General features: G+C 75.5%; 26 protein-coding genes. 9 read left to right on the top strand and 17 right to left on the bottom strand.

Annotated features, from left to right (window positions below):
• Complete coding sequence (locus tag BXA05_RS12410; protein WP_076405182.1) at window positions 1-531, bottom strand: SAM-dependent methyltransferase; 531 nt, start codon at window positions 529-531, stop codon at window positions 1-3.
• Window positions 532-667: 136 nt separating this feature from the next.
• Between BXA05_RS12410 and BXA05_RS12405 the strand changes: the two genes are divergently transcribed.
• Together BXA05_RS12405 and BXA05_RS12400 are read left to right on the top strand one after the other, a co-directional pair.
• Window positions 668-1,579 (top strand): sulfurtransferase, encoded by a 912-nt coding sequence (locus tag BXA05_RS12405; RefSeq protein WP_021483735.1) that lies wholly within the window; start codon window positions 668-670, stop codon window positions 1,577-1,579.
• Between the two features lie 158 nt (window positions 1,580-1,737).
• Window positions 1,738-2,199 carry a SufE family protein gene (locus BXA05_RS12400; RefSeq protein ID WP_021482841.1) on the top strand — a complete coding sequence of 154 codons (462 nt, stop codon included), beginning with the start codon at window positions 1,738-1,740 and terminating at the stop codon, window positions 2,197-2,199.
• Between the two features lie 102 nt (window positions 2,200-2,301).
• Here the strand turns inward: BXA05_RS12400 and BXA05_RS12395 are convergent, their stop codons facing one another.
• The 6 genes from BXA05_RS12395 to eda all read right to left on the bottom strand — a co-directional run bounded on the left by BXA05_RS12395 (window position 2,302) and on the right by eda (window position 6,969).
• Window positions 2,302-3,279 (bottom strand): bile acid:sodium symporter family protein, encoded by a 978-nt coding sequence (locus BXA05_RS12395; RefSeq protein WP_076405181.1) that lies wholly within the window; start codon window positions 3,277-3,279, stop codon window positions 2,302-2,304.
• A 48-nt stretch (window positions 3,280-3,327) separates the two neighbouring features.
• Window positions 3,328-4,098 (bottom strand): SDR family NAD(P)-dependent oxidoreductase, encoded by a 771-nt coding sequence (locus BXA05_RS12390; RefSeq protein WP_076405180.1) that lies wholly within the window; start codon window positions 4,096-4,098, stop codon window positions 3,328-3,330.
• 25 nt (window positions 4,099-4,123) lie between these two features.
• Complete coding sequence (locus tag BXA05_RS12385; protein ID WP_076405179.1) at window positions 4,124-4,588, bottom strand: TFIIB-type zinc ribbon-containing protein; 465 nt, start codon at window positions 4,586-4,588, stop codon at window positions 4,124-4,126.
• 113 nt (window positions 4,589-4,701) lie between these two features.
• Window positions 4,702-5,097 (bottom strand): DUF8817 family protein, encoded by a 396-nt coding sequence (locus tag BXA05_RS12380; protein WP_170963173.1) that lies wholly within the window; start codon window positions 5,095-5,097, stop codon window positions 4,702-4,704.
• Window positions 5,098-5,184: 87 nt separating this feature from the next.
• Window positions 5,185-6,306: a sugar kinase gene (locus tag BXA05_RS12375; RefSeq protein WP_034653729.1), complete on the bottom strand. Its 1,122-nt coding sequence runs from the start codon at window positions 6,304-6,306 to the stop codon at window positions 5,185-5,187.
• A 3-nt stretch (window positions 6,307-6,309) separates the two neighbouring features.
• Window positions 6,310-6,969, bottom strand: coding sequence for a bifunctional 4-hydroxy-2-oxoglutarate aldolase/2-dehydro-3-deoxy-phosphogluconate aldolase (eda, locus tag BXA05_RS12370; RefSeq protein WP_076405178.1), 660 nt, complete (start codon window positions 6,967-6,969; stop codon window positions 6,310-6,312).
• A gap of 70 nt (window positions 6,970-7,039) precedes the next feature.
• On the opposite strand from eda, the gene BXA05_RS12365 reads away from it, so the two are divergent.
• Window positions 7,040-7,897: an IclR family transcriptional regulator gene (locus BXA05_RS12365; protein WP_076405177.1), complete on the top strand. Its 858-nt coding sequence runs from the start codon at window positions 7,040-7,042 to the stop codon at window positions 7,895-7,897.
• Between the two features lie 45 nt (window positions 7,898-7,942).
• A complete protein-coding gene (locus BXA05_RS12360) occupies window positions 7,943-8,326 on the top strand; it encodes a universal stress protein (RefSeq protein ID WP_034653722.1) in 384 nt (127 codons plus the stop codon).
• 51 nt (window positions 8,327-8,377) lie between these two features.
• Here the strand turns inward: BXA05_RS12360 and BXA05_RS12355 are convergent, their stop codons facing one another.
• Complete coding sequence (locus tag BXA05_RS12355; RefSeq protein ID WP_076405176.1) at window positions 8,378-9,256, bottom strand: SDR family oxidoreductase; 879 nt, start codon at window positions 9,254-9,256, stop codon at window positions 8,378-8,380.
• A 143-nt stretch (window positions 9,257-9,399) separates the two neighbouring features.
• Here BXA05_RS12355 and BXA05_RS12350 point away from each other — a divergent pair, with 143 nt between their 5' ends.
• Complete coding sequence (locus tag BXA05_RS12350) at window positions 9,400-9,807, top strand: winged helix-turn-helix transcriptional regulator (protein WP_031316645.1); 408 nt, start codon at window positions 9,400-9,402, stop codon at window positions 9,805-9,807.
• A 5-nt stretch (window positions 9,808-9,812) separates the two neighbouring features.
• On the opposite strand, the gene BXA05_RS12345 is transcribed toward BXA05_RS12350, so the two are convergent.
• Window positions 9,813-10,013: a hypothetical protein gene (locus BXA05_RS12345; RefSeq protein ID WP_076405175.1), complete on the bottom strand. Its 201-nt coding sequence runs from the start codon at window positions 10,011-10,013 to the stop codon at window positions 9,813-9,815.
• On the opposite strand from BXA05_RS12345, the gene BXA05_RS12340 reads away from it, so the two are divergent.
• Window positions 10,006-10,803, top strand: coding sequence for a nucleotidyltransferase family protein (locus BXA05_RS12340; RefSeq protein ID WP_342065194.1), 798 nt, complete (start codon window positions 10,006-10,008; stop codon window positions 10,801-10,803). The two genes, BXA05_RS12345 and BXA05_RS12340, sit on opposite strands and share 8 nt — an antisense overlap.
• Before the next feature lie 51 nt (window positions 10,804-10,854).
• Here the strand turns inward: BXA05_RS12340 and BXA05_RS12335 are convergent, their stop codons facing one another.
• The 3 genes from BXA05_RS12335 to BXA05_RS12325 are packed head-to-tail and all read right to left on the bottom strand — an operon-like array spanning window position 10,855 to window position 15,961.
• A complete protein-coding gene (locus tag BXA05_RS12335) occupies window positions 10,855-13,833 on the bottom strand; it encodes a molybdopterin-dependent oxidoreductase (protein ID WP_076405174.1) in 2,979 nt (992 codons plus the stop codon).
• Window positions 13,830-14,699: an FAD binding domain-containing protein gene (locus BXA05_RS12330; protein ID WP_076405173.1), complete on the bottom strand. Its 870-nt coding sequence runs from the start codon at window positions 14,697-14,699 to the stop codon at window positions 13,830-13,832. Before BXA05_RS12330 ends, BXA05_RS12335 begins: the two co-directional genes overlap by 4 nt.
• Window positions 14,699-15,961, bottom strand: coding sequence for an XdhC family protein (locus BXA05_RS12325; RefSeq protein WP_076405172.1), 1,263 nt, complete (start codon window positions 15,959-15,961; stop codon window positions 14,699-14,701). The genes BXA05_RS12330 and BXA05_RS12325 overlap by 1 nt, the downstream gene beginning before the upstream one ends.
• Before the next feature lie 256 nt (window positions 15,962-16,217).
• Between BXA05_RS12325 and moaA the strand changes: the two genes are divergently transcribed.
• Window positions 16,218-17,324, top strand: coding sequence for a GTP 3',8-cyclase MoaA (gene moaA / locus BXA05_RS12320; protein ID WP_076405171.1), 1,107 nt, complete (start codon window positions 16,218-16,220; stop codon window positions 17,322-17,324).
• A 98-nt stretch (window positions 17,325-17,422) separates the two neighbouring features.
• The gene (locus BXA05_RS12315; RefSeq protein WP_061266931.1) at window positions 17,423-17,695 is read left to right on the top strand and encodes a hypothetical protein; all 273 of its coding nucleotides are present in this window, start codon (window positions 17,423-17,425) and stop codon (window positions 17,693-17,695) included.
• A 164-nt stretch (window positions 17,696-17,859) separates the two neighbouring features.
• Here the strand turns inward: BXA05_RS12315 and BXA05_RS12310 are convergent, their stop codons facing one another.
• The 4 genes from BXA05_RS12310 to BXA05_RS12295 form a co-directional block, all read right to left on the bottom strand.
• Complete coding sequence (locus BXA05_RS12310; protein ID WP_082774251.1) at window positions 17,860-18,309, bottom strand: molybdenum cofactor biosynthesis protein MoaE; 450 nt, start codon at window positions 18,307-18,309, stop codon at window positions 17,860-17,862.
• Complete coding sequence (locus BXA05_RS12305) at window positions 18,306-19,607, bottom strand: molybdopterin molybdotransferase MoeA (RefSeq protein ID WP_244550448.1); 1,302 nt, start codon at window positions 19,605-19,607, stop codon at window positions 18,306-18,308. The genes BXA05_RS12310 and BXA05_RS12305 overlap by 4 nt, the downstream gene beginning before the upstream one ends.
• Before the next feature lie 100 nt (window positions 19,608-19,707).
• Window positions 19,708-21,183 (bottom strand): NCS2 family permease, encoded by a 1,476-nt coding sequence (locus BXA05_RS12300; RefSeq protein ID WP_076405169.1) that lies wholly within the window; start codon window positions 21,181-21,183, stop codon window positions 19,708-19,710.
• 58 nt (window positions 21,184-21,241) lie between these two features.
• Entirely contained in the window at window positions 21,242-21,721 is a 480-nt protein-coding gene (locus tag BXA05_RS12295) for a nucleoside deaminase (RefSeq protein WP_076405168.1), read from the bottom strand.
• 393 nt (window positions 21,722-22,114) lie between these two features.
• Between BXA05_RS12295 and nhaA the strand changes: the two genes are divergently transcribed.
• On the top strand, window positions 22,115-23,530 hold the full coding sequence (gene nhaA / locus BXA05_RS12290) for a Na+/H+ antiporter NhaA (protein ID WP_076405167.1): 1,416 nt from the start codon (window positions 22,115-22,117) through the stop codon (window positions 23,528-23,530).
• 80 nt (window positions 23,531-23,610) lie between these two features.
• Here nhaA and BXA05_RS12285 read toward each other — a convergent pair whose 3' ends face one another.
• Window positions 23,611-24,156, bottom strand: a complete 546-nt coding sequence (locus tag BXA05_RS12285; protein WP_076405357.1) for a DsbA family protein — start codon at window positions 24,154-24,156, stop codon at window positions 23,611-23,613.
• Window positions 24,157-24,177 lie beyond the last annotated feature (21 nt).

Here is a 24,177-nt window from a genome sequence, read left to right as displayed (position 1 = left end):
TCACCCGGGCGGGTCGGCCACCCGTCGCGCGCCGACGGCGAGCACCCCGTCGCGCACGACCGTCACCGGGCCCAGCGCGGGGACGTCGAGCGACGCGCGCACGCCGTCGAGGACCCGGTCGTCGCCTCCGTCCGGCGTCTGATGGACGAGCCAGAGCGCTCCGCCCGGGACGAGCAGCGCGGCGAGGGCGCTCGCCTCGGCATGGCCCACGCGCGTCCAGAAGACGTTGACGTCCACCGCGAACGCGACGTCGAACGGGCCGCCGGAGACGTTCGGACCACCGGTCGCCGCGAGCTCCCCACGCCGCACGACGAGGCGGCCGTCGTCGACAGCGACCCGGTTGCGCGCGGTCGTGCGGGCGACCGCCACGGCGGACCGGTCGAGCGCGACGTACCGCACGCCGGGGTGGGTGGCGAGCACGAGCTCGGCAGCCGCCCCGGGACCGGGGCCGATCTCGAGCACGGCCTCGTCGCCGCGGAGGTCGAGCAGCGCCACGGCCCGCCGCACGCGCTCCGGGACGGTGGCGGTCACCCGTCCAGTGTGGCCACCGAAGCGAGCGTCCGCAGCGTGCGTTTACACCGTCTCAGCATGCGTCACGAGCCTTCCGTGATGCGGACGGCCGACCTAGCCTGACGAGCGAACGCCCACCACGCGCCCGGAGGACACCATGCCCGCACCGCTCGACACCAGCGAGAAGATCACGCAGTACGCCCACCCCGACCGCCTCGTGAGCACCGACTGGCTCGCCGAGCACCTGGGCGAGCCGGGCGTCGTCGTCGTCGAGTCCGACGAGGACGTGCTGCTCTACGAGACCGGGCACATCCCCGGCGCGGTGAAGATCGACTGGCACACCGACCTCAACGACCCCGACACGCGCGACTACATCGACGGCAAGGGCTTCGCCCAGCTCCTCGGCAGCAAGGGCATCGCGCGCGACACGACGATCGTCGTCTACGGCGACAAGAACAACTGGTGGGCGGCCTACGCGGCGTGGGTCTTCACGCTGTTCGGCCACGAGGACGTGCGCCTGCTCGACGGCGGCCGCGGCAAGTGGATCGCCGAGGGCCGCGAGGTCACGACGGACGTCCCCGAGCCGGTCGCGGTCGAGTACCCGGTCGTCGAGCGCGACGACGTGACGATCCGCGCGTTCAAGGAGGACGTCCTCGCCCACATCGGCAACGGGCCGCTCGTCGACATCCGCTCCCCGCAGGAGTACACGGGCGAGCGCCTGCACATCCCGGACTACCCGGAGGAGGGCGTGCTGCGCGGCGGCCACATCCCGACGGCGCGCAACGTGCCGTGGGCGACGGCGGTCGCGGAGGACGGCACCTACAAGTCGCGCGAGCAGCTCGAGGCGATCTACCAGGAGGGCGGCCTCGGCCTCGCGACGGACGACGAGGTCGTCACGTACTGCCGCATCGGCGAGCGGTCGAGCCACACGTGGTTCGCGCTCACGTACCTGCTCGGCTTCGACAAGGTCCGCAACTACGACGGCTCGTGGACCGAGTGGGGCAACGCCGTGCGCGTGCCGATCGTCAAGGGCGAGGAGCCCGGCGAGGCCCCGGCGTCGCTCAACTGACCCGCGTCCCGCGCGAGCGTGCCCGACGGCGCGCGGCCCGTCCTCCACGACGGGCCGCGCGCCGTCGGCGTGCCGCGGGCATACGACGCGTCCGCGGAGCGTTCCGCACGGTGGGACTACCGTCCCGCCGCCCCGGCCCCGATGCGAGGATCGCCCCCATGAGCTCCCCCTCCGACGCTTCGCCCGACCTGCCCGCGACGCTCGCGGAGATCCGCGAGGACTTCCTCGCGATGCCGGAGCGCGAGCGCCTCCAGCTGCTGCTCGAGTTCGCGAACGAGCTTCCCGACCTCCCCGAGCGCTACGCGAGCGCGCCCGGTCTGCTGGAGCGGATCGAGGAGTGCCAGTCGCCGGTGCGGGCCTTCGCGGAGGTCGACGACGCGGGCGTCGTGCACTTCTACGCGACCGCCCCGGCCGAGGCCCCCACGACGCGCGGCTTCGCGTCGATCCTCGCGCAGGGCCTCTCGGGCCTGACGGTGCAGGAGGTGCTCGACGTGCCCGACGACTTCCCGATGTCGATCGGCCTGACGCGCGCGGTGAGCCCGCTGCGCATCGGCGGCATGAACGGCATGCTCACGCGCGCCAAGCGCCAGGTCCGCGAGCAGGTCGCGGCCCGCGGCTGACGGGAGGCCCCTTCCGAACCCGCCGAGCATGTGGTCGTCGCCCGCCCGGCCGCCACGACGGGACGCCTCCGCATGGTCAGCTCGGTAGGCGGGCCAGGGGCGTCAGTCGCGGAGGGCCAGGCGCCGCGCCAGGACGGCGCAGACGACGAGCTGGAGCTGGTGGAAGACGATCACGGGCACGGCGACGACGCCGGCGACCGCGACGGGGAACAGCACGCTCGCCATGGGCAGGCCCGTCGCGAGCGACTTCTTCGACCCGCACATGAGCAGCGCGACCCGGTCCTCGGTCGAGAGCCCCAGCGCCGCGCCGCCCCACCACGTGGCCGCGAGCATCACGGCGAGGACGATCGCGCTGACCACGAGCAGCGCGACGATCGACCACCCGGACACGCTCGACCACACGCCCGCCGAGGACGCCGCCGCGACCGCGCCGAACACCACGACGAGGATCGTGCCGCGGTCGACGCCGAGCGTGAGCCAGCGCCGCGCCCGGACCCAGTCCCCCGCCCAGGGCTGGAGGAGCTGCCCGACGACGAACGGCAGCAGCAGCTGGAGCAGCACCGTGCGCAGGCCGCCGAGCCCGCCCGTGGGCCCGTCGGCTCCCCCGCCGGTCCCCGTCATGAGCCACAGCACGAGCAGCGGGGTGATCACCATGCCCGCGACGTTCGACACCGTCGCGCCGCAGATCGCCCCGGCGACGTTGCCGCGCGCGACGGACGTGAACGCCACGGACGACTGCACGGTCGACGGGAGCAGGGAGAGGTAGAGCATGCCGGCGGCGAGCGGCGCCCCGACGAGCGGCTCGATCGCCCACGCCGTGACGAGCCCGAGCACCGGGAAGACGACGTACGTCGCGGCGAGGATCCCGCCCTGCAGGCGCCAGTTGCGCAGCCCGGCCCAGACCTCCCGCGTGGACAGACGCATGCCGTAGACGAGGAAGAGGACGGTGACCGCGACGTCCGCGGCGGCGTCGACCACGCGCTGCGCGCCCGGCCCCACGGGCACGACGAGCCCGAGCACGAGCACCACGAGCAGCGTCACGACGAAGGGGTCGACCCACCTGCCCAGGACTGCGCGCACGGGGACCGAGCCTAGCCCGGCGCACGACCCGGGACGGCACCCGCCCGGTCAGAACAGCGTGTAGCCGCCGTCGACCGTGACGACGGCGCCCGTCATGAAGCTCGACGCCGCGCTCGCGAGGAAGACGACGGGCGGCCCGATCTCCTCCGGCTCCGCCCAGCGCTGCATCGCGGCGGGCGCGACGCAGTCGTCGTAGTACTCCGGCTGGTCGACCGGCGACGCCTCGGTGCGCACGTACCCGGGCGCCACCGCGTTCACGCGGATGCCGTGCGGCGCCCACTCGGCGGCGAGGCCCTTGGTGAGCTGGTGCACCGCCGCCTTGGACGCGAGGTACGCGGGCTGCCAGCGGGGCCGGTTGACGATCGACGCGGACATCGAGCCGACGTTGACGATCGTCCCCGGCCGGTCCTGCGCGACGAGCTCCCGGGCGACGGCGCGCGAGCAGTACCAGACGCCGTCGAGGTTGGTGGCGAGCGTGCGGTGCCACACGTCGTCGCCGATCTCGAGGGCCGCGCCGCCGATCGACACGCCCGCGTTGTTGACGAGCAGGTCGACCGTGCCGAGGTCGGCGGCGGCGCGCGCGACGACGTCGTCCACCTGCTCGCGGTCGGTGACGTCGAGCACGTAGCCGCGGGCGTCGGTGCCGGCGTCCCGGAGCGCGGCGGCGGCCTCGTCGGCCGCCGCCGCGGTGGTCGCCGTGACCGCGACGCGCGCCCCCGCCTCGCCGAGCGCGCGGGCGACGGCGCGGCCGATGCCGCGGCTGCCGCCGGTGAGCAGGGCCGTGCGGCCGACGAGCGAGAACGAGTCGAGGACGGTCACGCGGGACAGTCGACCACGGGGCGCGTCAGAAGTCGAAGAGGTCCTCGAGCCACGACTCCTTCTTCTTGCGCTTGCGGTAGCGGGGGTCGTAGCCGTCGCGGCCGTCGTACCGGCGGTCCCGGTCGTCGCGGTACCGGTCGTCGCGCGAGCGCTCGTCGTAGCGGTCGTCGCGGTACCGGTCGTCGCGGTAGCGGTCGCGGTCGTCCTCGCGGCGGTCGCCGTACCGCTCCCCGAAGCGCGGGGCGGGGCTGCCGTAGTCCACGGCGGCGGCCGGCGGGTACGACGTCGGGGCGGGCGCGGCGGGGGCGGGCGGCACGGCGGCGGCCGGCCCCGCGGCCTCGGCGGCGATCTCGCTCTCCACCGAGCGGTCGATGATCTTGTCCAGCTCGCCGCGGTCGAGCCACACGCCGCGGCACGTGGGGCAGTAGTCGATCTCCACGCCCTTGCGCTCGGTCATGACGAGCACGGTCTGGTCGGTGGGGCACAGCATGTCTGCCTCCTCGCGAGATGGGCCGGGCGCGGTCGGCGCCCGCACCGGTACTGCGCAGTCCAACGCGGCTCCCGCGCGAGCGGTTCCCGGCCGGGCAGGTCTGCCGGTGCGGCTCAGCCCGTGCGGCGCTCGCTCGCGAGGCGGTCGCGCAGCTCGTCCGCGAGGTGCACCTCGTCGTCGAGGGCGGCGAGCGCGTCGGCCACGCGCGGGAGGAAGTCGGCCCCGGCGCGGAACCACTCCACGCCCTCGAGGAACCGTGCGGCGGCCGCGTCGTCGTGCAGGGCCAGCGCGAGGTCGGCACGGAGCACCAGGGCGCGGAACCGGACGCGCTCGGCGACGGTGCGGGTCCGCACGCCCTCGGCGGCGAAGGCCCGGTCCAGGACCTGGGCGGCACCGGCCGGGTCTCCCGCCGCGCGGAGGATGCGCGCGTGCTCCAGGGCTCGGCCCAGGTCCGGCGGTTCCTCGGCGCCGCGGCGGGGCAGCCCGGGCACGAAGGCCCCACCAACCACGCCGTACCTCCCGCCTCCCGCCGACAGCGCGCCCACACTAACCCTGGACGTGCGGCCCGGCACGGCGGGAGACGGGAGGCCGACGGTTCAGCGCTGCACGCGCGCGCTGCCGCCCGACGCGAGCTTGCGGACCTCGGCGAGCGACGCCGTCGACGTGTCGCCGGGGGTCGTCATCGCGAGCGCCCCGTGCGCCGCGCCGTACTCGACGGCCTCCTGGATCGAGCCGAGCTCCATGAGCCCGTACGCGAGGCCCGACGCGAACGAGTCGCCGCCGCCCACGCGGTCGAGGATCTCCAGGCCGGGGCGGTGCGTCGCCTCCGCGAAGCCCTGCACGCGCGACCACGCGATCGCGCCCCAGTCGTTGACCGTCGCGGTCCGCACGCCGCGCAGCGTCGTCGCGACGACCTGGAAGTTCGGGTACTCCTCGGCCGCGCGCGTGATCATCGCGCGGAACGCGGACGTGTCGAGGTCGGTGAGGTTCTCGTCGACGCCCTCGACCTCGAACCCGAGCGACGCGGTGAAGTCCTCCTCGTTGCCGATCATCACGTCGACGTACCGCGCGAGGCGGCGGTTCACCTCCTGCGCGCGCTCGACGCCGCCGATGCCCTTCCACAGCGAGGGGCGGTAGTTGAGGTCGTAGGAGACGACCGTGCCGTGGCGGCGCGCGGCGGCCATCGCCGCCTCCGCGACGTCGGCGGACGACTCCGACAGCGCGGCGAAGATCCCCCCAGTGTGGAACCACCGGACGCCGCTGCCGAACACGGCGTCCCAGTCGACGTCGTCGGGCCGGAGCTGCGCGATCGCGGTGTTGCCGCGGTCGGAGACGCCGACCGCGCCGCGCACCCCGAAGCCGCGCTCGGTGAAGTTGAGCCCGTTGCGCACCGTGCGGCCGATGCCGTCGTCCTCGCGCCACCGGACCCAGCGCGTGTCGAGGCCGCCCGTGAGCATGAGGTCCTCGACGAGGCGCCCGACCTCGTTGTCCGCGAGCGCGGTGACGATCGCGCCGCGCAGGCCGAACGCGCGGCGCAGACCGCGCGCGACGTTGTACTCGCCGCCACCCTCCCACACGTCGAAGCGGCGGGCCGTCTTGATGCGGCGCTCCCCCGGGTCGAGGCGCAGCATGACCTCGCCGAGCGCGACGACGTCGTAGGCGCAGTCGGCCGCGGGGCGGACGGCGAGCGGGGCGCGGGCGGTGGTCGTGTCGGTCATGGGTCAGGCTCCTTCGGCGGGGTGGGGGGCGGTCGCGGCGAGCGCGACGGCCTCGCGCGTGCGGCGGGTGATCTCGACGGTGTCGCCCGCGCGCACGAGCGCGGCGTCGACCATCCAGGAGCCGCCGGCGGCGAGCACGGCGGGCAGGGCGAGGTAGTCGAGCAGGTTGGCGGCGCTCACGCCGCCGGTCGGCACGAACCGCAGGCCGGGGAACGGCGCGGAGAACGCCTTGACGGCGGCAGGCCCGCCGACGACGTTCGCGGGGAACAGCTTGACGACGTCGAGGCCGAGGTCGAGCGCGGCGATGACGTCCGACGGCGTCGCGACGCCCGGGACGACGGGCACGCCGAGCTCCTGGGCACGACGCACGACCGCGGCGGAGAGGCCGGGCGAGACGAGGAACCGCGCCCCGGCGTCGACGGCCTCGTCGACCTGGGCGGCTGTGACGACGGTGCCCGCCCCGACCAGCACGTCGGGCACCTCGCGCGCGATCGCCTCGATCGCCGCGCGCGCCCCGGCGGTCCGGAACGTGACCTCGGCGACGGGCAGACCGCCGTCTCGCAGCGCGCTCGCGACGAGGACGCCCTGCGCCGCGTCGTCGACCACGACGACCGGCACGACGCGGGCACGGGCGATCCCCTCCAGGGGTCCCAGGGATGACATCCAGGCTCCGTTTCGCTATGGTGAACACCTGTTGTTCACTACGGAACGCACTCTAGGCGAAGGAGTCACCATGGCGGAAGCCGGCCGTGCGCCGTCGGGCACCGCGGGGTCGGCGGAGAGCCCGCTCGGCAGCGTCGACAAGGCGCTCGTCGCACTCGAGGCGCTCGCCTCGGCGGGCCCCGAGGGCGTCGCGCTCGGGGACCTCGCGCGCTCGCTCGGGCTGCACAAGGCGTCGCTGCACCGCACGCTCGCGGCCCTGCGGTTCCGCGGGTACGCCGAGCAGGACGCGACGACCGGCGACTACCGCCTCGGCCCCGCGGCGACGGCGCTCGCGACGGTCTACCTCGGCGAGGAGAACCTCCCCGCGCTCCTGCACCCGGTGCTCGTCGCGGTGTGCCGCGCGACCGACGAGCTCGTGCACCTCGGCACCCTCGCCGGGACCGAGATCGTCTACCTCGACAAGGTCGAGCCGGCCCGCGCCGTCCGCGTCTGGTCGGCCGTCGGGCGCCGCCGCCCGGCGGCGACCACCGCGCTCGGGCGCGCGCTGCTCTCCCAGCGGACCCTCGACGACGGCGCGCTCGCCTGGTACGCCGCCGCCGCGCCCGAGGACCACCCCGTCACGCCCGCCGCGCTGCGGGCGACGTGCGAGGCCACGCGCGCGACGGGGTTCGCCACGGAGACGGAGGAGAACGAGCCGGGCATCAGCTGCGTCGCCGTCCCGGTCCTGCGCGCCGGGCAGCCGGTCGCCGCCGTGAGCGTCACGGCGCCCGCCGAGCGGCTCGGCCCCCGACGGCGGCGGGAGATCGAGACGGTCCTGCGGGAGGTCGTGCCGCCCCTGCTGCCCCCGACCCTGGCGGTGCCCGACGCGGTGCTCCGCGGCTCCGGCGACGGGGCGACCCGCCGACCGGCGACGGACGCCGCGCTGTGAGAGAGTTCAACCGCAGCACGACGGAATGACGGAAGGGCCCGCGCGATGACCGTCCTCGTGGCGTACAACGACTCCCCGCAGGGCGAGACCGCATTCCGGGCGGCCGTCGCCGAGGCGGTCCACCGCTCGACCGCGCTCGCGGTCCTCGTGCTCACGCCGCAGGACGCCGACGCGGGCGTCCCCGCGAGCCTCGCCCACCTGCTCGACACGCTCCCCGCCCAGGTCGCGCGCCCCGAGGTGTCGTACCGCCCCGAGCACCGCGACCCGGCCGAGGCGATCATCGACGAGGCCGAGCGCACGACCCCCGACCTCGTCGTCGTGGGGGCGCGCAAGCGCTCACCCGTCGGCAAGTTCCTGCTCGGCAGCACCACGCAGCGCGTCCTGCTGGACTCGCCCGTCCCCGTGCTCGTCGTCAAGGCGTCCCACTGACGGACGCCGTCGCGCGGCCGCCCGGTCGCCCGGACGGCCGCGCCGTCCGGCTCAGCCCTGCGCGACGGCGGCGCGCAGCCCGTCGACGAGCGGCGTCGTCGGGCGACCCAGGAGCCGGCGCAGGTCCTCGGTGACCTCGGCGAGCAGGCCGTCGCGGATGTTGCCGTCCAGCGCGACGACGAACCCCGCCGTCCCCTCGTCCAGGCCGGCGCCCTGCAGGAGCGCGCGGTGCTCGTCGGGCGACACGCGCCGGTAGACGACGGGGCGCCCGAGCACCTCGGCAGCCGCGGCGGCAAGGTCGTCGTACGTCCACGCGACGTCACCGCTCAGCTCGTACACGGCGCCCGCGTGCGCGGACGCGTCCTCGTGCGCGGCGAGCGCGACGACGGCCGCCGCCTCGGCGAAGTCCGCGCGGCTCGCGCTCGCGACGCGGCCGTCGCCCACGCTCGCGACGATCTCGCCGGACTCGCGCGCGCCGAGCACGTCGCCGACGTAGTTCTCGGTGTACCAGTTGTTGCGCAGCACCGTCGTGGCGAGACCCGAGGCGGCGAGGAGCTCCTCGGTCGCCTTGTGCTCGGGCGCGAGGACGAGCGCGGACGTCGTCGCGTGCGGCGCGCTCGTGTAGACGACGCGCGCGACCCCGGCGGCCCGCGCGGCGTCGACGACGTTGCGGTGCTGCTCGACGCGCTGCCCCACCTCGGAGCCGGAGACGAGCACGAGGACGTCCACCCCGGCGAGCGCCGGGGCGAGCGTCTCGGGCTGTGCGTAGTCGGCCTCGCGGACCTCGACGCCGCGGTCGGCGAGGTCCGCGACCTTGGCGGTCGTGCGCGCGAGCGCGACGACCTGGGACGCGTCGGCCCCGCGGGCGAGGAGGGACTCGACGACGAGGCGGCCGAGGTGGCCGCTGGCTCCGGTGACGGCGATGGACATGCGCGGGCTCCTTCGAGTGCGGGGTGCGCGGCCGGTCGGCCGCACGACCACCAGCATGCACTTACTTTTCGTAAGTGCCAACCATGAGTGAGTGCGACCTATCTCACAGTGCTGTCCGCACGAGCGCACCGTATCCTGGGGCGATGACGACCGACGCCCGCCCCGCGGAGGACACCGGACCCACCGACGCGATGGTGGCCGACGTCTTCCAGCGCGGCTGCACCTCGCGCCACGTGCTCGAGGCCGTGACCGGGCGCTGGGGCGTGCTCACGGTCGCCGGCCTGCGCGACGGCGCGGTGCGCTTCAACGCGCTCCGCCGCCGCATCGACGGAGTCAGCGAGAAGATGCTCGCGCAGACCCTCCAGTCCCTCGAGCGCGACGGCATCGTCGTGCGCGAGGTGCGGGCGAGCATCCCGCCCCACGTCGAGTACTCCCTCACCGACCTCGGGCGCCGCGTCGCGGACAGCCTCTCGGGGCTCATCGACGTCCTCGAGGGCGCGGTCGACGAGGTGTCGGCGTCCCAGCGCGCGTACGACGCGCGCCGGGACTGACCAGCTCACGTCTGCGAGCGCAGGTACCACCAGACGAGCGCGGCGACCACGAGCAGGCCCGCGACGACCGCGAGCACGATCTTGCCGACGCTGTAGGGACGCCGCCCGACCACCTGTCCCGTGTTCGCCTTGACCATCACCTGCCACTGCCTGCCCGCGTAGACGTACGTCGCGACCCGCAGCGGCAGGAGCACGAGCTTGAACATCACGTCGGCGTACGCGGTGCGGACCGACGCCGCCCGCTGCTCGTCACCGCCGATGTCGCGCTCGACGTCCCGCCGGATCGCGGTGGCCGCCGACCCCGGGTCGGCGGCGACCTATCCTGGCCAGGTGCCGAAGCCGCCGACGACCGCGCCCGCGACACCCACCGTCGCCGTCCTCCTCGCGGCGGGGGCCGGGACGCGCCTCGGGCGCGGGCCCAAGGCGCTGCTCCCCCACCGTGGCGCGGCGCTCGTCGAGCACGCGACGGCGACCCTGCTCGCGGGCGGGTGCGACGCCGTCGTCGTGGTGCTCGGCGCCGAGGCCGCGCGCGTGCGGGCCGGGTCGTCGCTCGACGGGCCCGGGGTGCGCGTCGTCGACAACCCCGACTGGGCCACCGGGATGGCGTCGTCCCTGCGCGTCGGCGTCGCCGCCGCTCTCGACCTCGTCCCCGCCCGGGTCGTCGTGGCGCACGTGGACCAGCCCGGCGTCGGGCCCGACGACGTCGCGCGCCTCCTCGCCGCGCACCGCCCCGGGCGCGTGACCGCGTCGCGGTGGCTCGCCGGGGGCGCCGCGGAGGACGCTGCGGGGGCGGACCGCCCTCGGTGGGCGCACCCGCTCGTCCTCGACGCCACGCTCGCGGCGCCCGCCGCCGCGAGCGCCCGCGGCGACCACGGAGCACGTGACTTCCTGCGCACCCACGCCGACCTGGTCGACGTCGTCGACCACCCCGGCGACGGCCGCGACCTCGACACCGCGGCCGACCTCGACCTCCTGGACGACCCCACGCCCCGCTGAGTGCGGGAAGCAGTCGCGCCGACCGGCGTCGGACGGGACTGCTTCCCGCACTCAGCGGGTGGAGGCGGCGGCCTTGATGCCCAGGTAGACGCGGTCGCGCGCGAGCGGGAGCTCGGTGAACCGCACGCCCGTCGCGGCGCGGATCGCGTTGGCGAGCGCGGGTGCGACGGGGTTGAACGGGCTCTCGCTCATCGACTTCGCGCCCATCGGGCCGACCGTGTCCGACGTCCGCGCGAAGTAGACCTCGCTGCGCGGGGTGTCCGCGAACGTGGGCAGGTGGTACTGGCGGAAAATGTCCGTCGTCACGCGGCCCGTCTCGTCGACCACCACGTTCTCGTAGAGCGCCGCGCCGAGGGCCTGGGCGATGCCGCCCTCGACCTGGCCGCGGCACTGGCGGGGGTTGACGACCTCCCCGGCGTCGGCGGCCTGGACGGACTGGAGGATGCGGATCTCCCCCGTCCCGCGGTGCACCGCGACGCGGAAGCCGTGGACGTTGAACGCGACCGAGCGCGGGGTGCCGCCCCAGCGGCCCTCGGCGACGAGCGCGATCCCGGCGTCGTCGGCGGCGCGCGCGACGTCGGCCAGCGGCAGCACCGTCCCGGCGCAGTCGACGCCGCCGGGCACGAGCCGGCAGTCGCCGGGCGCGGCGCCCGCGACCCCGGCCGCGACCTTGAGCACCGCCTCGGCCAGGTCCTGCGCGGCGGCGAGCGACGCCTTGCCCGCGACGACCGTGCCGGTGGACCCGAACGCCCCGGTGTCGTGCTCGACGAGGTCGGTGTCGGACTGCCGCACGACGACGTCGGCGGCGTCCTGCCCGAGCGCGCTCGCGACGAGCTGGGCGTGGACGGTCGTCGTGCCGTTGCCGAACTCGGCGGTCCCGACCTCGGCCTCGACGACCCCGTCCGGCCGCAGCCGCACGCGCGCGTGCGAGTAGTGCCCGCGGGGCGGGACGGTGTCGATCATGGACAGCGCCGTCCCCTCCCCGACGCCCCACTCCGGGCCGAGGTCCGGGAGCACGTCCGGACCCGACCCGGCGCCCGCGCCGTACGCGGCGACGTCGCGCGCCCGGCCGCGCGCGAGCGCGTCGGCGGCCAGGTCGAGGCACTGGTCGAGCCCGTAGCTGCCGTAGAGCACGTCCTCCTCGGGCGTCGGGTGCGTGGAGAGCATGGGGTCGCCGTCGCGCACGACGTTGCGGCGCCGCAGCTCGACCGGGTCCATGCCGAGCTGCCGCGCGAGCTCGTCGACCGCGGACTCGACGGCGAAGATCATCTGCGACAGCCCGTACCCGCGGAACGCGCCCGCGGGCACCGTGTTCGTGTAGACGCAGTGGGCGTCGACCTTCTTGTTGTCGCACCGGTAGACGGCGAGGGACTCGCCGCACCCGTGGAACATGACGCCCGGGCCGTGGTTCCCGTACGCCCCGGTGTTGCTGAGGACGTCGAGGTGCAGCGCAGTGAGGGTGCCGTCGCGGCGCGCGCCCGCGCGCACGCGGATGCGGAACGGGTGGCGCGTCGTCGTGCCGACGAACTGCTCGCGGCGCGTGAGCTCGAGCTGCACGGGCCGGCCGAGCCGCAGCGTCGCGAGCGCGACGACGTCCTCCGTGAGCACCTCCTGCTTGCCACCGAACCCGCCGCCCACGCGCTCGCAGTGCACGCGCACGCGCTCCGGGTCGAGGTCGAGGACGCGCGCCAGGTGGCGGCGCGCGAGGAACGGGACCTGCGTGGACGACCGCACGACGAGCCGCCCGTCGTCGTCGAGGGACGCGACGGCGCAGTGCGTCTCGAGCGCGGCGTGCTGCACGCGGTGGGTGCGGTACGTGGCCTCGTGCACGACGTCGGCCTCCGCGAGCCCGCGCTCGACGTCGCCGAGCTCGCTGTGCACCTCGGCGACGACGTTCGCCTCCGGCCGCGAGACGCGCGCGGCCGCGGCGTCGAGCTCGGGGTGCACGAGCGGCGCCCCCGGCGCCATGGCCTCCTCCGGGTCGACGACGGCGGGCAGCGGCGCGTACTCGACGCGGACCCGGCGCACCCCCTCCTCGGCGGCGGCGACGGTCTCGGCGACGACGGCCGCGACCCGCTGGCCGACGTGCCGCACGACGTCGTCGAGGATCCGCGTGTCGTCGGGGTCGTCGGTGAACAGCTCGTGCTGCGCGGTCGAGAACCGCGTCGCGGGCGCGTCCTCGTGCGTGAGCACGGCGTGCACGCCGGGCACCGCGAGCGCGTCCGTCGTGTCGATCGCGACGACGCGCGCGTGCGCGTGCGGCGACCGCACGAGCTTGAGGTGGAGCAGGCCCGGGTAGTCGGCCGGGTCCACGTCGAGCGTGTACCGCACGGTCCCGGTGACGATCCCCCGGCCCGCGGGCGCGGGCACGTCGCGCCCGAACGCCCGGCCCGCCTCGCCAGAGCCCTGGTCCCCCGAGGTAGAGCCCCGGTCCGGCGAGGTAGAGGCCCGGTCGCCGCCCGACGGCGCACGCTCGCCCGTGCCCGGCGCGGTCCCGGTCGTGTCGCCGCGCCCGAGCACGGCGTCCTCGATCGCGCGGTACCCCGTGCAGCGGCACAGGTTGCCCTTGAGGTTGCGCGGCAGGTTCTCGCGCTGCGCGTCGTCGAACGTCGCGGCGGTCATGATCATCCCGGCGGTGCAGAACCCGCACTGGAAGCCCTGCGCGTCGAGGAACTGCTGCTGCACCGGGTGCAGCGCGTCCTGCGGCCCGTGGGGGTCGTGGTCGCACGTGCCCGCCGCCTCGTCCCCGGCGGCACCGCCCCGGCACGACGTCGCCGCGAGCCCCTGGATCGTCGTCACCTCGTGGCCCGCCGCGCGCCGCGCGGGGTAGACGCACGAGTGCACCGGGACGCCGTCGACGTGCACGGTGCACGCGCCGCAGTCGCCGCCGTCGCACCCCTTCTTCACGCCGAGCGCGCCCTGCTCGCGCAGGTACGTGCGCAGGCACTGGCCCGCGCGGGGCTCGGTGCGGGCCGTGCGGCCGTCGATCGTCACCGGCGGGGCCGGGTGGGGGGCGGGCGTCGTCGTCATCGGAGGCCTCCGTCCGAGGTCGTGCCGTCGACGAGCTCCGCGCGGATCTGCTCGCCGAGGCGGTAGGTCATGTCCCGGCGCCACTCGGGCAGCCCGTGGATGTCGTCGTGGTAGAGGTCGGCGGGGACCGCGGCGTCGAGCGTGGCGACGAGGTCGGCGGCGGTGGGCAGCGCGTCCGCCGCGAAGCGGAGCTGCACAGGCCGGCGCGTCGAGGCGGTGACCGTGAGGACGAACGCGCCCCCGGCGTCGGGCGGGTCGACCCGGCCCACGAGCAGCACGCCGGAGCGCCCGAGGTTGGACAGCGACAGGCGGCGGAACGCGGTGCGCGAGCGCAGCGCGTGGTCCGGCAGACGGATCGCGCGCAGGAGCTCCCCGGGCGCGAGCGTGTTGCGCAGCTCGCCCGTGACGAGGTCGACGACGGGCTGCTCCCGGCGGGTGCCGCCCGGCCCCCAGACCTCCGCGACGCCGTCGAGCGCCGCGGTGAGCGAGATCATCGGCCCGGCCGGCAGCGACGTGCAGACGTTGCCCCCGACGGTCGACGCGTTCCAGATCTTGAACGACGCGACGAAGCTGTCGCAGCACGGCCGCACGAGGTCCAGCGCGCGCCACCGGTCGCGCACGGACGCGGCCTGCGCGCTCTCCTCGAACGCCCACAGCTCGGCGACGGTGCACGTCGCGGCGATCTCGAGGCCCTCGTCGGAGACGGTCAGCGCGGGCCACCCCGCGCTCGTCAGGTCGAGCAGGCGCCGGAGCGTCTCGCTGCCGTAGGAGAACAGGACGGTCCCGCCCGCGAGCCACGCGTCGCCCTCGCGCCAGTCGGCGGGGTCGGCGGTCGGGACGAGGTCGGTGACGGTGCCCAGGTCCATCAGGGGGCCTCCTCGGGGTGGGGGCGGTGCGTCGGTGCACCGTCCGGTCGTGCTGCGGGCTCCGCGTGGAGCGGGCCCGAGCTGCTGCTGAGCGGGACGACGGCGGAGCGCCCGTGGCGGGTGGCGACGAGCTCCGCGGTGATGGAGACGGCGACCTCCTCCGGCGTGACGGCGCCGAGGTCGAGCCCGATGGGCGACCGCAGGCGCGCGAGCGCGGCCTCGCCCACGCCCTCGGCACGCAGCGCGGCGACGCGCTGGGCGTGCGAGCGGCGCGAGCCCATCGCGCCGACGTACGCGAGCGGGAGGTCCAGCGCGAGCCGCAGGAGCGGCACGTCGAACTTCGCGTCGTGCGTGAGGACGGCGACGGCGGTCCGTGCGTCGAGCCGCCCCGCTGCGGCCTCGGCGGCGAGGTAGCGGTCGGGCCACTCGACGACGACCTCCGCCTCGGGGAAGCGGCGCGGGTCGGCGAACACCTCGCGCGCGTCGACGAGCGTCACGCGGTAGCCGAGGAGCCGGACGTGCCGCACGAGCGCGCCCGCGAAGTCGTTGGCCCCGCACACGAGGAAGCGCGGCGCGGGCAGCCGCGTCTCGACGAGCAGCGTGACGGGCTCGGCCGCGTCGCACGCATCGGCGGCTGCTCCTGCCGGGGCCGGTGCGGCGGCGCGCCCCGCCGACGGCGACGCGCCCGGGCCGCCGTGCGCCGCGTGCACGGTCGCCGTGCCGCCCGCGCGCAGCACCGCCACGACCTGCGCCGCGGCGGCGGCCAGGCTGTCGGGCCCGACGAGGCCGCGCAGCGCCCGGGCGACCGCCGCCTCGTCGGCGGCGCCCGGGCCGTCCACGACGACGGCCGTGCGCGCGCCGCCGTCGATGCGGCGGACGAGCGCCACGGGCGGGGCGGGCTCGGCTCGCGCCGCGAGCGCGTGCAGGGCGCGCGTCGCGTCGTCGTCGGGGAGCACGGGCTGGACGTGGACGTCGAGCGTCCCGCCGCAGCTCAGCCCGACGGCGAACGCGTCGTCGTCGCTGTACCCGAACGTCTCGCGGTGGCTCGTGCCGGACGCGATCGCGTCGAGCGCCGCGGCGTGGACGGCGCCCTCGACGCACCCGCCGGACAGGCTGCCGAGCACGGCGCCGTCGGCGCGGACCGCCATCGCGGTGCCGACCGGGCGCGGCACGGACCCCGACGCGGCGACCACGGTCGCCACGGCGAAGGGCGGCTGCCCCGGACCGAGCCAGGGGGCGAGCCGGTCGACGATGTGGAGCATCGTGGCCTCGCTTCCGCAGGGTGCCGGCGTACCGGCGTCCTTCCAGTGAACCCTTGCGGTGAGTCCCCTGCGTGTCCTGGCCCGCGTCCGCTGTGACGCGCCCGAAACACAGGGCTTGAATCCGCCGTGGACCCCCTCCGACTCACGGAGAGAAGTTCCGTCTGATGGAATTGCAGTTCCATTCGACGGACTCCACGCTAGCACGCGGTGAGGCGCAGGTCACCGTCCCGGAGCGACGGACGACTACGATCGGCCCATGACCGCCGTCTCGCTCGGGATGCCCAGGGTGCGGCCCGCCGTGCCCTCCGGCGCCCCGGGAGACCTGGACCCGGCCCGCCCGGCGACCGACGCGCTCGTCGACCGGTACGGCCGCGTGGCGCGCGACCTGCGCATCTCCATCACCGAGAAGTGCTCGCTGCGGTGCACGTACTGCATGCCCGCCGAAGGGCTGCCCGCGATCCCCCGCGAGGACCTGCTCACGCCCGACGAGATCGGCCGGGTCGTGCGGGTCGCGGTGGAGCGGCTCGGCATCACCGACGTCCGGTTCACCGGCGGCGAGCCGCTCCTGCGGAACGACCTCGCCGACATCCTGCGCGTCGCGCGCGCCGCCGCGCCGAGCGTGTCCCTCTCGCTGACGACCAACGCGATCGGCCTCGACAAGCGCGTCCGCGGGCTCGTCGACGCCGGGCTCGACCGCGTGAACATCTCCCTCGACTCGGTCGACCGCGCGCACTTCGCGCGCCTCACCCGGCGCGACCGCCTCCCCGACGTGCTCGCCGGGATCCGCGCCGCGCTCGACGCCGGCCTCGCGCCGGTGAAGCTCAACGCCGTCCTCATGCCCGAGACGCTGGCGGGCGCGGCCGACCTCCTCGCGTGGGCCGTCGAGCACGGCTGCCACCTGCGGTTCATCGAGCAGATGCCGCTCGACGCCGACGGGCGCTGGACGCGCGACGACCTCGTGTCGGCGACGGACCTCCTGGCCGTGCTGGGCACCCGCTTCGACCTGCTCGAGGTCGGGCGCGACGACCCGTCGGCGCCCGCCGAGGAGTGGCTCGTGGACGGCGGACCCCAGACGGTCGGCGTCATCGCCTCCGTCACGCGCTCGTTCTGCAGCGCGTGCGACCGCACCCGGCTCACCGCCGAGGGCACCGTGCGCTCGTGCCTGTTCGGCGACGACGAGACCGACCTGCGCGCGATCCTGCGCTCTGCGGACCTCGCCGAGGACGAGCGCGACGACGCCCTCGCCCGCGCGTGGCAGGGCGCGATGTGGCGCAAGCCGCTCGCGCACGGCAGCGACGCCCCGACGCTCGCCGCCGACGCCTTCGCGGCGACGACCCGCAGCATGGGCGCGATCGGCGGCTGAGGCGGGCGGCCGGCGGTGGCGCAGATCATAGGGTGAAGCCGGTCACCTCGGTGCATCAGCCCAGGTCAGAGCAGCCGTCTCTTCCTACCATGGATGTCGTGACGACGATCTCTCCTGCACCCACCAACCGCCCCTCCTCCTCGATCTCCGGCGCGTCCTCGACGACCCCGGACAACGCCGCGTCCGCGCTCCCGATCTACCGCACCGACGAGCGTTCCGCCGCCTGGAAGGCCGGCACCAAGAGCGTCCTGGGCGCGGCCGTCGGCGCCGTCGTCGGGGTCGTCGTGCTCAGCTGGTTCGGCCTCGTCCTCGGCACCGCCGTCGGCCTCGGCATCGGCATGCTGCTCGACAACCGCCCCGCCGAGCGCTGACCCGACCTCCCCTCCCGGCCCGCACCGCCGGGTCCCCGCCCGACATCGTCGTCGCCCGGCGGATCAGAAGGAACTCACGAGAGGCGAGAAGTGGCCCCTCCCCGGCTCCGGCCGGGGGCCACTTCTCGCCTCTCGTCGTCTCGCGGGCGGTCCAGGGTCGCGTCCTACAGCCCGACCCACTCCGAGACGCCGTCGTCGAAGTGCTGACGCTTCCAGATCGGCACTTCGGCCTTGATGCGCTCGACGAGCAGCGAGCAGGCCTCGAACGCCTCCCGGCGGTGGCCCGCGGCGGCCGCCGCGACGAGCGCGACGTCGCCGATCCCCAGGCTGCCGTACCGGTGGACCGCGGCGACCCGCAGCCCCGTCTCGGCCGCCACGTCCGCGACGCAGCGCCGGATCACGGCCGTGGCGTCGGGGTGCGCCTCGTAGTCGAGCCGCGTCACGCCCCGGCCGCCGTCGACGTCGCGGACCACACCGCGGAACGTCACGACGGCCCCGCACTCGGGGCCCCCGACGGCGTCCTCGACCGCGCGCGACACGGCGTCGTCGAGCACGTCCGTCGTCACACGGCTGGGGTCCGTGGGCGGCGCGCCGCCGTCCGTCGTCTGCGTCACAGCTCCCGCACCTCCACCTCGGTTCCGGCGGCCCACTCTGTCACGTCGGCCGGGACGTCCACGAGCACGTCCGCGCGCGCCATCGACGCGACCAGGTGGGAGCCCGCTCCCCCGACGACGCGCACCGTGCCCCCGGGGCCGGTCGCGCCTCGCAGGAGCTGCCGCTTGCCCGCGGGCGACGTCAGCGGCTGGGCGAGCACCGCCGTGCGCACGCGCTCGACGCCGGGCAGCCCCGCGGCCCGCTCGAGCGGCACGCGCAGGAACATCGCGAACGACACCTGCGCGCTCACCGGGTTGCCCGGGAACGTGAGCACGGGCGTCCCGTGCACGGTGCCGAACCCCTGCGGCCCGCCAGGCTGCATCGCGACGGAGCGGAACGTCACGTCCGACGACGCACCACCGCCGAGGACGTCCTTGACCACCTCGTACGCGCCCTGCGACACGCCTCCCGACGTCACGACGAGGTCCGCGACCGCCGCGGCCTCGGCGAGCACGGCGGCGAACCGCTCGGCGTCGTCGCCACAGCGGGCCGTGAGCACCACGTCGCCCCCCGTGCGCCGCACGGCGGCGCCGAGCGCGTCGGCGTTGGCGTCGAAGACCTGCCCGGGCCCCGGGGCCTCCCCCGGGCCGACGAGCTCCGACCCGGTCGACAGGACCGCGACCCGTGGGCGTGCGACGACCCGGACGCGCCCGACCCCGCACGCCGCGGCGGCCGCGAGGTGGTGCGGCGCGAGGACGGTCCCGTCGGTCAGCAGGACGTCGCCCGGGCGGACGTCGGAGCCCGCCTCGCGCACGAAGTCGCCCGCCGCCCGCGGCACCCGGACCTCGACGGACTCCGGGTCGGCCGGCGTCGTGGAGGCCTGTCCGGCAACCGGGTCGGTGGCACCCTCCCGCGCCGTGCCTGCGGGCGTGCGGGCGAACGTCCCGGTCGCGGTGTCCTCGACGGGCACGACGGCGTCCGCCCCCTCGGGCACGGGCGCGCCCGTCATGATGCGGGCAGCCGTGCCCGGCGCGAGCCGGGGCGGGACGCCCGGCGCCGCCGCGATCTCGGCGACCACGGCCAGCCGGACGGGAGCCTCCGTCCGCGCGCCGGCGACGTCCGCGGCGCGGACGGCGTACCCGTCCATCTGCGCGTTGCGGAACAGCGGGACGGCGACGGGCGCGACGAGGTCTCCCGCGAGGGCCCGGCCGAGCGCGTCGGCGAGGTCGACGTCCTGGGTGCGGGCGCGGCGTCGGGCCGCGTCCACGAGGGGGGCGAGGAGGGCCGCGACGTCCGCGCGGTGCTCGTCGACGCTCACCCGTGCTGTTCTTGCCATGCCTCGCCTTCCCGCTCCCCGCACGCCGACGGGCCACCCCCAGGAGCGGGCGACCCGTCGGCCGTGCGGTCGATGTCGAGGCTCAGCCTCCCACGGCCGCGGTGAGCGGACCGCGCACGAAGTACACGACGAACCCGGCCGCGACCACCCACAGCAGCGGGTGGACGTCGCGCGCCCTCCCGCACGCGGTCCGCAGCAGGACCCACGTGACGAACCCGATGCCGATGCCGTTCGCGATCGAGTACGTGAGCGGCATCGTCACGATCGTGAGGAACACCGGCAGCGTCACCGTGAAGTCGGTGAGGTCGATCTCCTTGATCTGGCCCATCATCATCGCGCCCACGACGACGAGCACCGCGCTCGCGACCTCGATCGGCACCACCGCCGTGAGCGGCGTGAGGAACATCGCGACGAGGAAGAGGCCGCCCGTGACGACCGAGGCGAGGCCCGTCCGCGCCCCCTCGCCCACGCCCGCCGCGGAGTCGACGAACACCGTGTTCGACGACGACGACGTCGCGCCGCCCACGACCGCCCCCACGCCCTCGACGACGAGCGCCGACTTGATGCGCGGGAAGTTGCCGTCCGCGTCGGCGAGGCCGCCCTGCTTGGCGAGCCCCGTCATCGTGCCCATCGCGTCGAAGAAGTTCGTGAAGAACAGCGTGAACACGAGCATCGTCGCCGCGAGCGCCCCGATCCGGTCGAACGCGCCGAACGAGAGCTGCCCGAACAGGCTGAGGTCGGGCACCGAGACGAGCGAGCTCGGCATCGCCGGCACGGTGAGGTGCCAGCCGCCGGGGTTCGTCTCCGACGCCGGGCCGAGGTGCAGCACGGACTCGGCGACGATCGCGACGACGGTCGTCGCGACGAGCCCGATGAGCAGCCCGCCCTTGACCTTGCGCGCCACGAGGACGCCCATGGTGAGCAGCCCGACGACGAACACGAGCGTCGGGACCGAGGTGATCGACCCGCCGTCGCCGAGCTGCACCGGCGGCCCGCCCGGGGTGCGCGTGACGAACCCCGCGTCGACGAACCCGATGAACGCGATGAACAGGCCGATGCCGACCGTGATCGCGGCCTTGAGCTGGCGCGGGACGGCGTTGAAGATCGCCGACCGCGCGCCCGTCACGGCGAGCAGCACGATGAGCAGGCCGTTGACCAGCACGAGCCCCATCGCCTCGGGCCACGTGACGTCGCCGATGACGGCGACGGCGAGGAACGAGTTGATGCCCAACCCGGCCGCGAGCGCGAACGGGAGGTTCGCGACGAGCCCGAACAGGATGGTCAGACCACCGGCGGCGAGGCCGGTCATCGCGCCGACCTGCGCCGTCTGGAGCCACCCGCCCGCGACGTCGACGGGCGCGTTCTCGGCGCTCGTCCCGCCGAGGATGAGGGGGTTGAGGATGACGATGTACGCCATCGCGAAGAAGGTCACCAGCCCGCCGCGGAGCTCGCGCCCGGTGGTCGAGCCGCGCTCGGTGATCCGGAAGAAGCGGTCGAGCCGGCCGGGGGCCGGTCCGGTGCCGCGTGCGTCGTCGTTCCCGGCGGTCTCCCGCCGCATGCCGAGGAGAGTCACGTCCTTGTCCCTTTCCTGAGGTACTGACCGGCCGCGCGGCCGGTCAGTACTCGACCCGGGACTCGAGGGCGCGCCAGGCGTCGAACGGCGCGGTGGCGGTGGCCGTGCGCTCGTGCACGACCTGCATGACCCGGTCGGCCGGGTCGGCGTCGAAGAAGTCGTAGAAGGCGGCGTCGTCGAAGCCGGCGCGCGCGGCGTCGTACCGGTCGGCGGCGTAGTGGACGGCGTGCACGCGCGCCCAGAGGGCGGACGCGAGGCACATGGGGCACGGCTCGCAGCTCGAGTAGAGCGTCGCGCCCGTGAGGTCGAAGGTGCCGAGCGCGGCGCACGCGCGCCGGATCGCGGTGACCTCGGCGTGCGCGGTCGGGTCGTTGTCCTGCGTGCCCCGGTTGTTGCCCTCGAACACCCGCCCGTCGGCGGTGACGAGGACGGCGCCGAAGGGTCCTCCGGCGTGCGCGACGCTGTCGACCGCGAGGGCGACGGCTCGGTCCAGGTGTGCGGTGTCCACGACAAGAGTGTCCATGGTGAGTCTCCACGGTTCGGGCAGCGACGCCGGGTGCTCCGCCTCCGGCGTCCGGGCTCGTCGGTGAGCCGGGAGGAGGCGGCCGGCGGGCCGCTGCAGGCGAGTTGTCACGTCCGCCTGGTAGGTAGCTGCCGGTGTCGGATCGAACGTGTCGACCACCGAGCGTGTCGCTCGGCCCGGGCCCGCCGTTGGCACGCTCGACGCTAGCAGCGCGTGACGGACGCCACAAGGGTTTCGGAAGAACTTTTCCACGATATGGACGAAGCCACCGGGGGTCCGCGCCCGGAGCCCCCCGCGAGGACTGTTGCGGAAGGATCTGCCGCCCGGAAGAGTTGTCCCAGCGCAGGTCCGACGCCCGGGGCGTCGCCCCGTCCCGACCCACCCGGAGGCCCAGTGACCGAGCCCGCTCCGCCGTCGTCCCTCCCCGTCGTCCGCGTCCCCGCCCGACCGGGCCCGCCGCTGCGCTTCCAGCTCCGCCCCGTGGCGCCCTCGCTGCGCTCGTTCCTCGCGACCGAGGCGGGCGGCGCCGTCCTGCTCCTCGCCGCGACGGTCGTCGCGCTCGTGTGGGCGAACTCCGCGTGGTCGGGCGCCTACGACGCGCTCTGGTCCACGGAGGCGGGCTGGCGCGTCGGGCCGTGGGCGTTCGAGATGGACCTGCACCACTGGGTCAACGACGCCGCGATGGCCGTGTTCTTCCTCGTCATCGGCCTCGAGATCAACCGCGAGGTCACGAGCGGCGAGCTCCGCAACCGCCGCACCGTCGCCGTCCCCGCGCTGGGTGCGCTGGGCGGCCTCGCGGTCCCCGCGCTCATCTACGTCGCGTTCAACGCGGGGTCTCCCGCGGAGCACGGGTGGGGCATCGTCATGTCGACGGACACCGCGTTCCTCGTGGGCATCCTCGCCCTGTTCGGGCCGCGCTGCCCCGACCAGCTCCGGCTCTTCCTCCTCACGCTCGCCGTCGTCGACGACATCGGCGCCATCACCGTCATGGCGCTCTTCTACACCGACGACCTCTGGCTCCCGGGCCTCCTCGTCGCCGCCGCGCTCGTCGTCGTGATCCTCGTGCTGCGCTGGCTCGGCGTCTGGCGCCTCGCGCCGTACGCGCTCGCCGGGATCGCGCTGTGGGGCGCGGTCTACGCGTCGGGCGTGCACGCGACGCTCGCGGGCGTGCTCGTGGGACTGCTCGTGCCGTCGCGCTCGTCGCGGCCCGTGGACGTCGCCGTCGTGCCGAAGTACGCCAAGCGGCTCGCGCAGGAGACGACGGCGGAGCGTGAGCACCTCACCGAGCTCGCGGCGCGCGCGGCCGTGCCCACGAGCGAGCGCCTCCAGCGCGTGCTGCACCCGTGGAGCGCGTACGTCGTCGTGCCCGTCTTCGGCCTCGCGAACGCGGGGGTGCAGCTCGACGGCGAGTCGCTGCGCGCGGCGGCCACGTCGCCCGTGACGATCGGCGTCGCCGTCGCGCTCGTCGTGGGCAACGCCGTCGGCATCTTCGGGGCCGCGACCTTGGCCCTGCGCCTCGGCCTCGGCGACCTGCCGGGGCGCGTGCGGTACTCCCACCTGCTCGGCGGGGCGATCCTCGCCGGCATCGGGTTCACCATCTCGCTCTTCATCGCCGAGCTGGCGTTCGACGACGAGGCGCTCGTCGAGCAGGCCAAGATCGGCATCCTCGCGGGCTCGCTCGTCGCCGCCGTGCTCGGGTCCGTGGCTCTCCGGCTCTTCGGCGAGCGCTGGCCCCTGTGCTCGCCCGGCGCGGACGGTCCGCCGCCCGAGCTCCCGCCGCTCCCCTGGCACCCGCCCGCGACCACGTGACCGCGCGCCCGAGCGCACGGCACGGCACCCCACGGGTACGAGCGTGGTCGCCGCCCGGGAGCCCCGACCCCGCGAGCGCCCTACGGCCGCGCGGCGGCGGCGACGGCGGCCCGCAGGCCCTCCGCGGTGACGCGCCCGCGGTAGCGGACGCCCTCGACGAAGAGCGTCGGCGTGCCCTGCACGCCGACCGCGAGCGCGTCGGCGTAGTCGCGCTGCACCGGCGCGGCGTACTGCTGGGCCGCGTCCCCGACGACCGACGCGCCGTCGAGCCCGAGCTCCTCGGCCCGCTCGGCGAGCCCGGCCTCGCCGAGCTGGTCCTGGTGCGCGAACAGCGCGGCCTGCATCTCCCAGAACCGGCCCTGCGCGGCGGCCGCCTCGACGGCGAGCGCGGCCGACAGCGCGTGCGGGTGGATCTCGAACAGCGGGAAGTGGCGGAACACGAGACGCACCCGGCCGCCGGAGGACTCGACGACCTGCCGCAGCACCGGGGCGGCGGCGGCGCAGTACGGGCACTCGAGGTCGCCGAACTCGACGATGGTGACGGGCGCGGCCGGGTCCCCGAGGACGTGCGCGTCGGCGGGGACGAGCTGCTCGGCCGGGACGCGGTCGGGAGTCTGCTCGCTCACGCCGCCCAGCATGGCACGGGC

The sequence above is a fragment of the Cellulosimicrobium funkei genome (genome assembly GCF_900155925.1).
Taxonomy (GTDB): domain Bacteria; phylum Actinomycetota; class Actinomycetes; order Actinomycetales; family Cellulomonadaceae; genus Cellulosimicrobium; species Cellulosimicrobium funkei.
The sequence above is the reverse complement of the archived record's forward strand: the minus strand, read 5'-3'. Positions and strand labels throughout refer to the sequence as shown.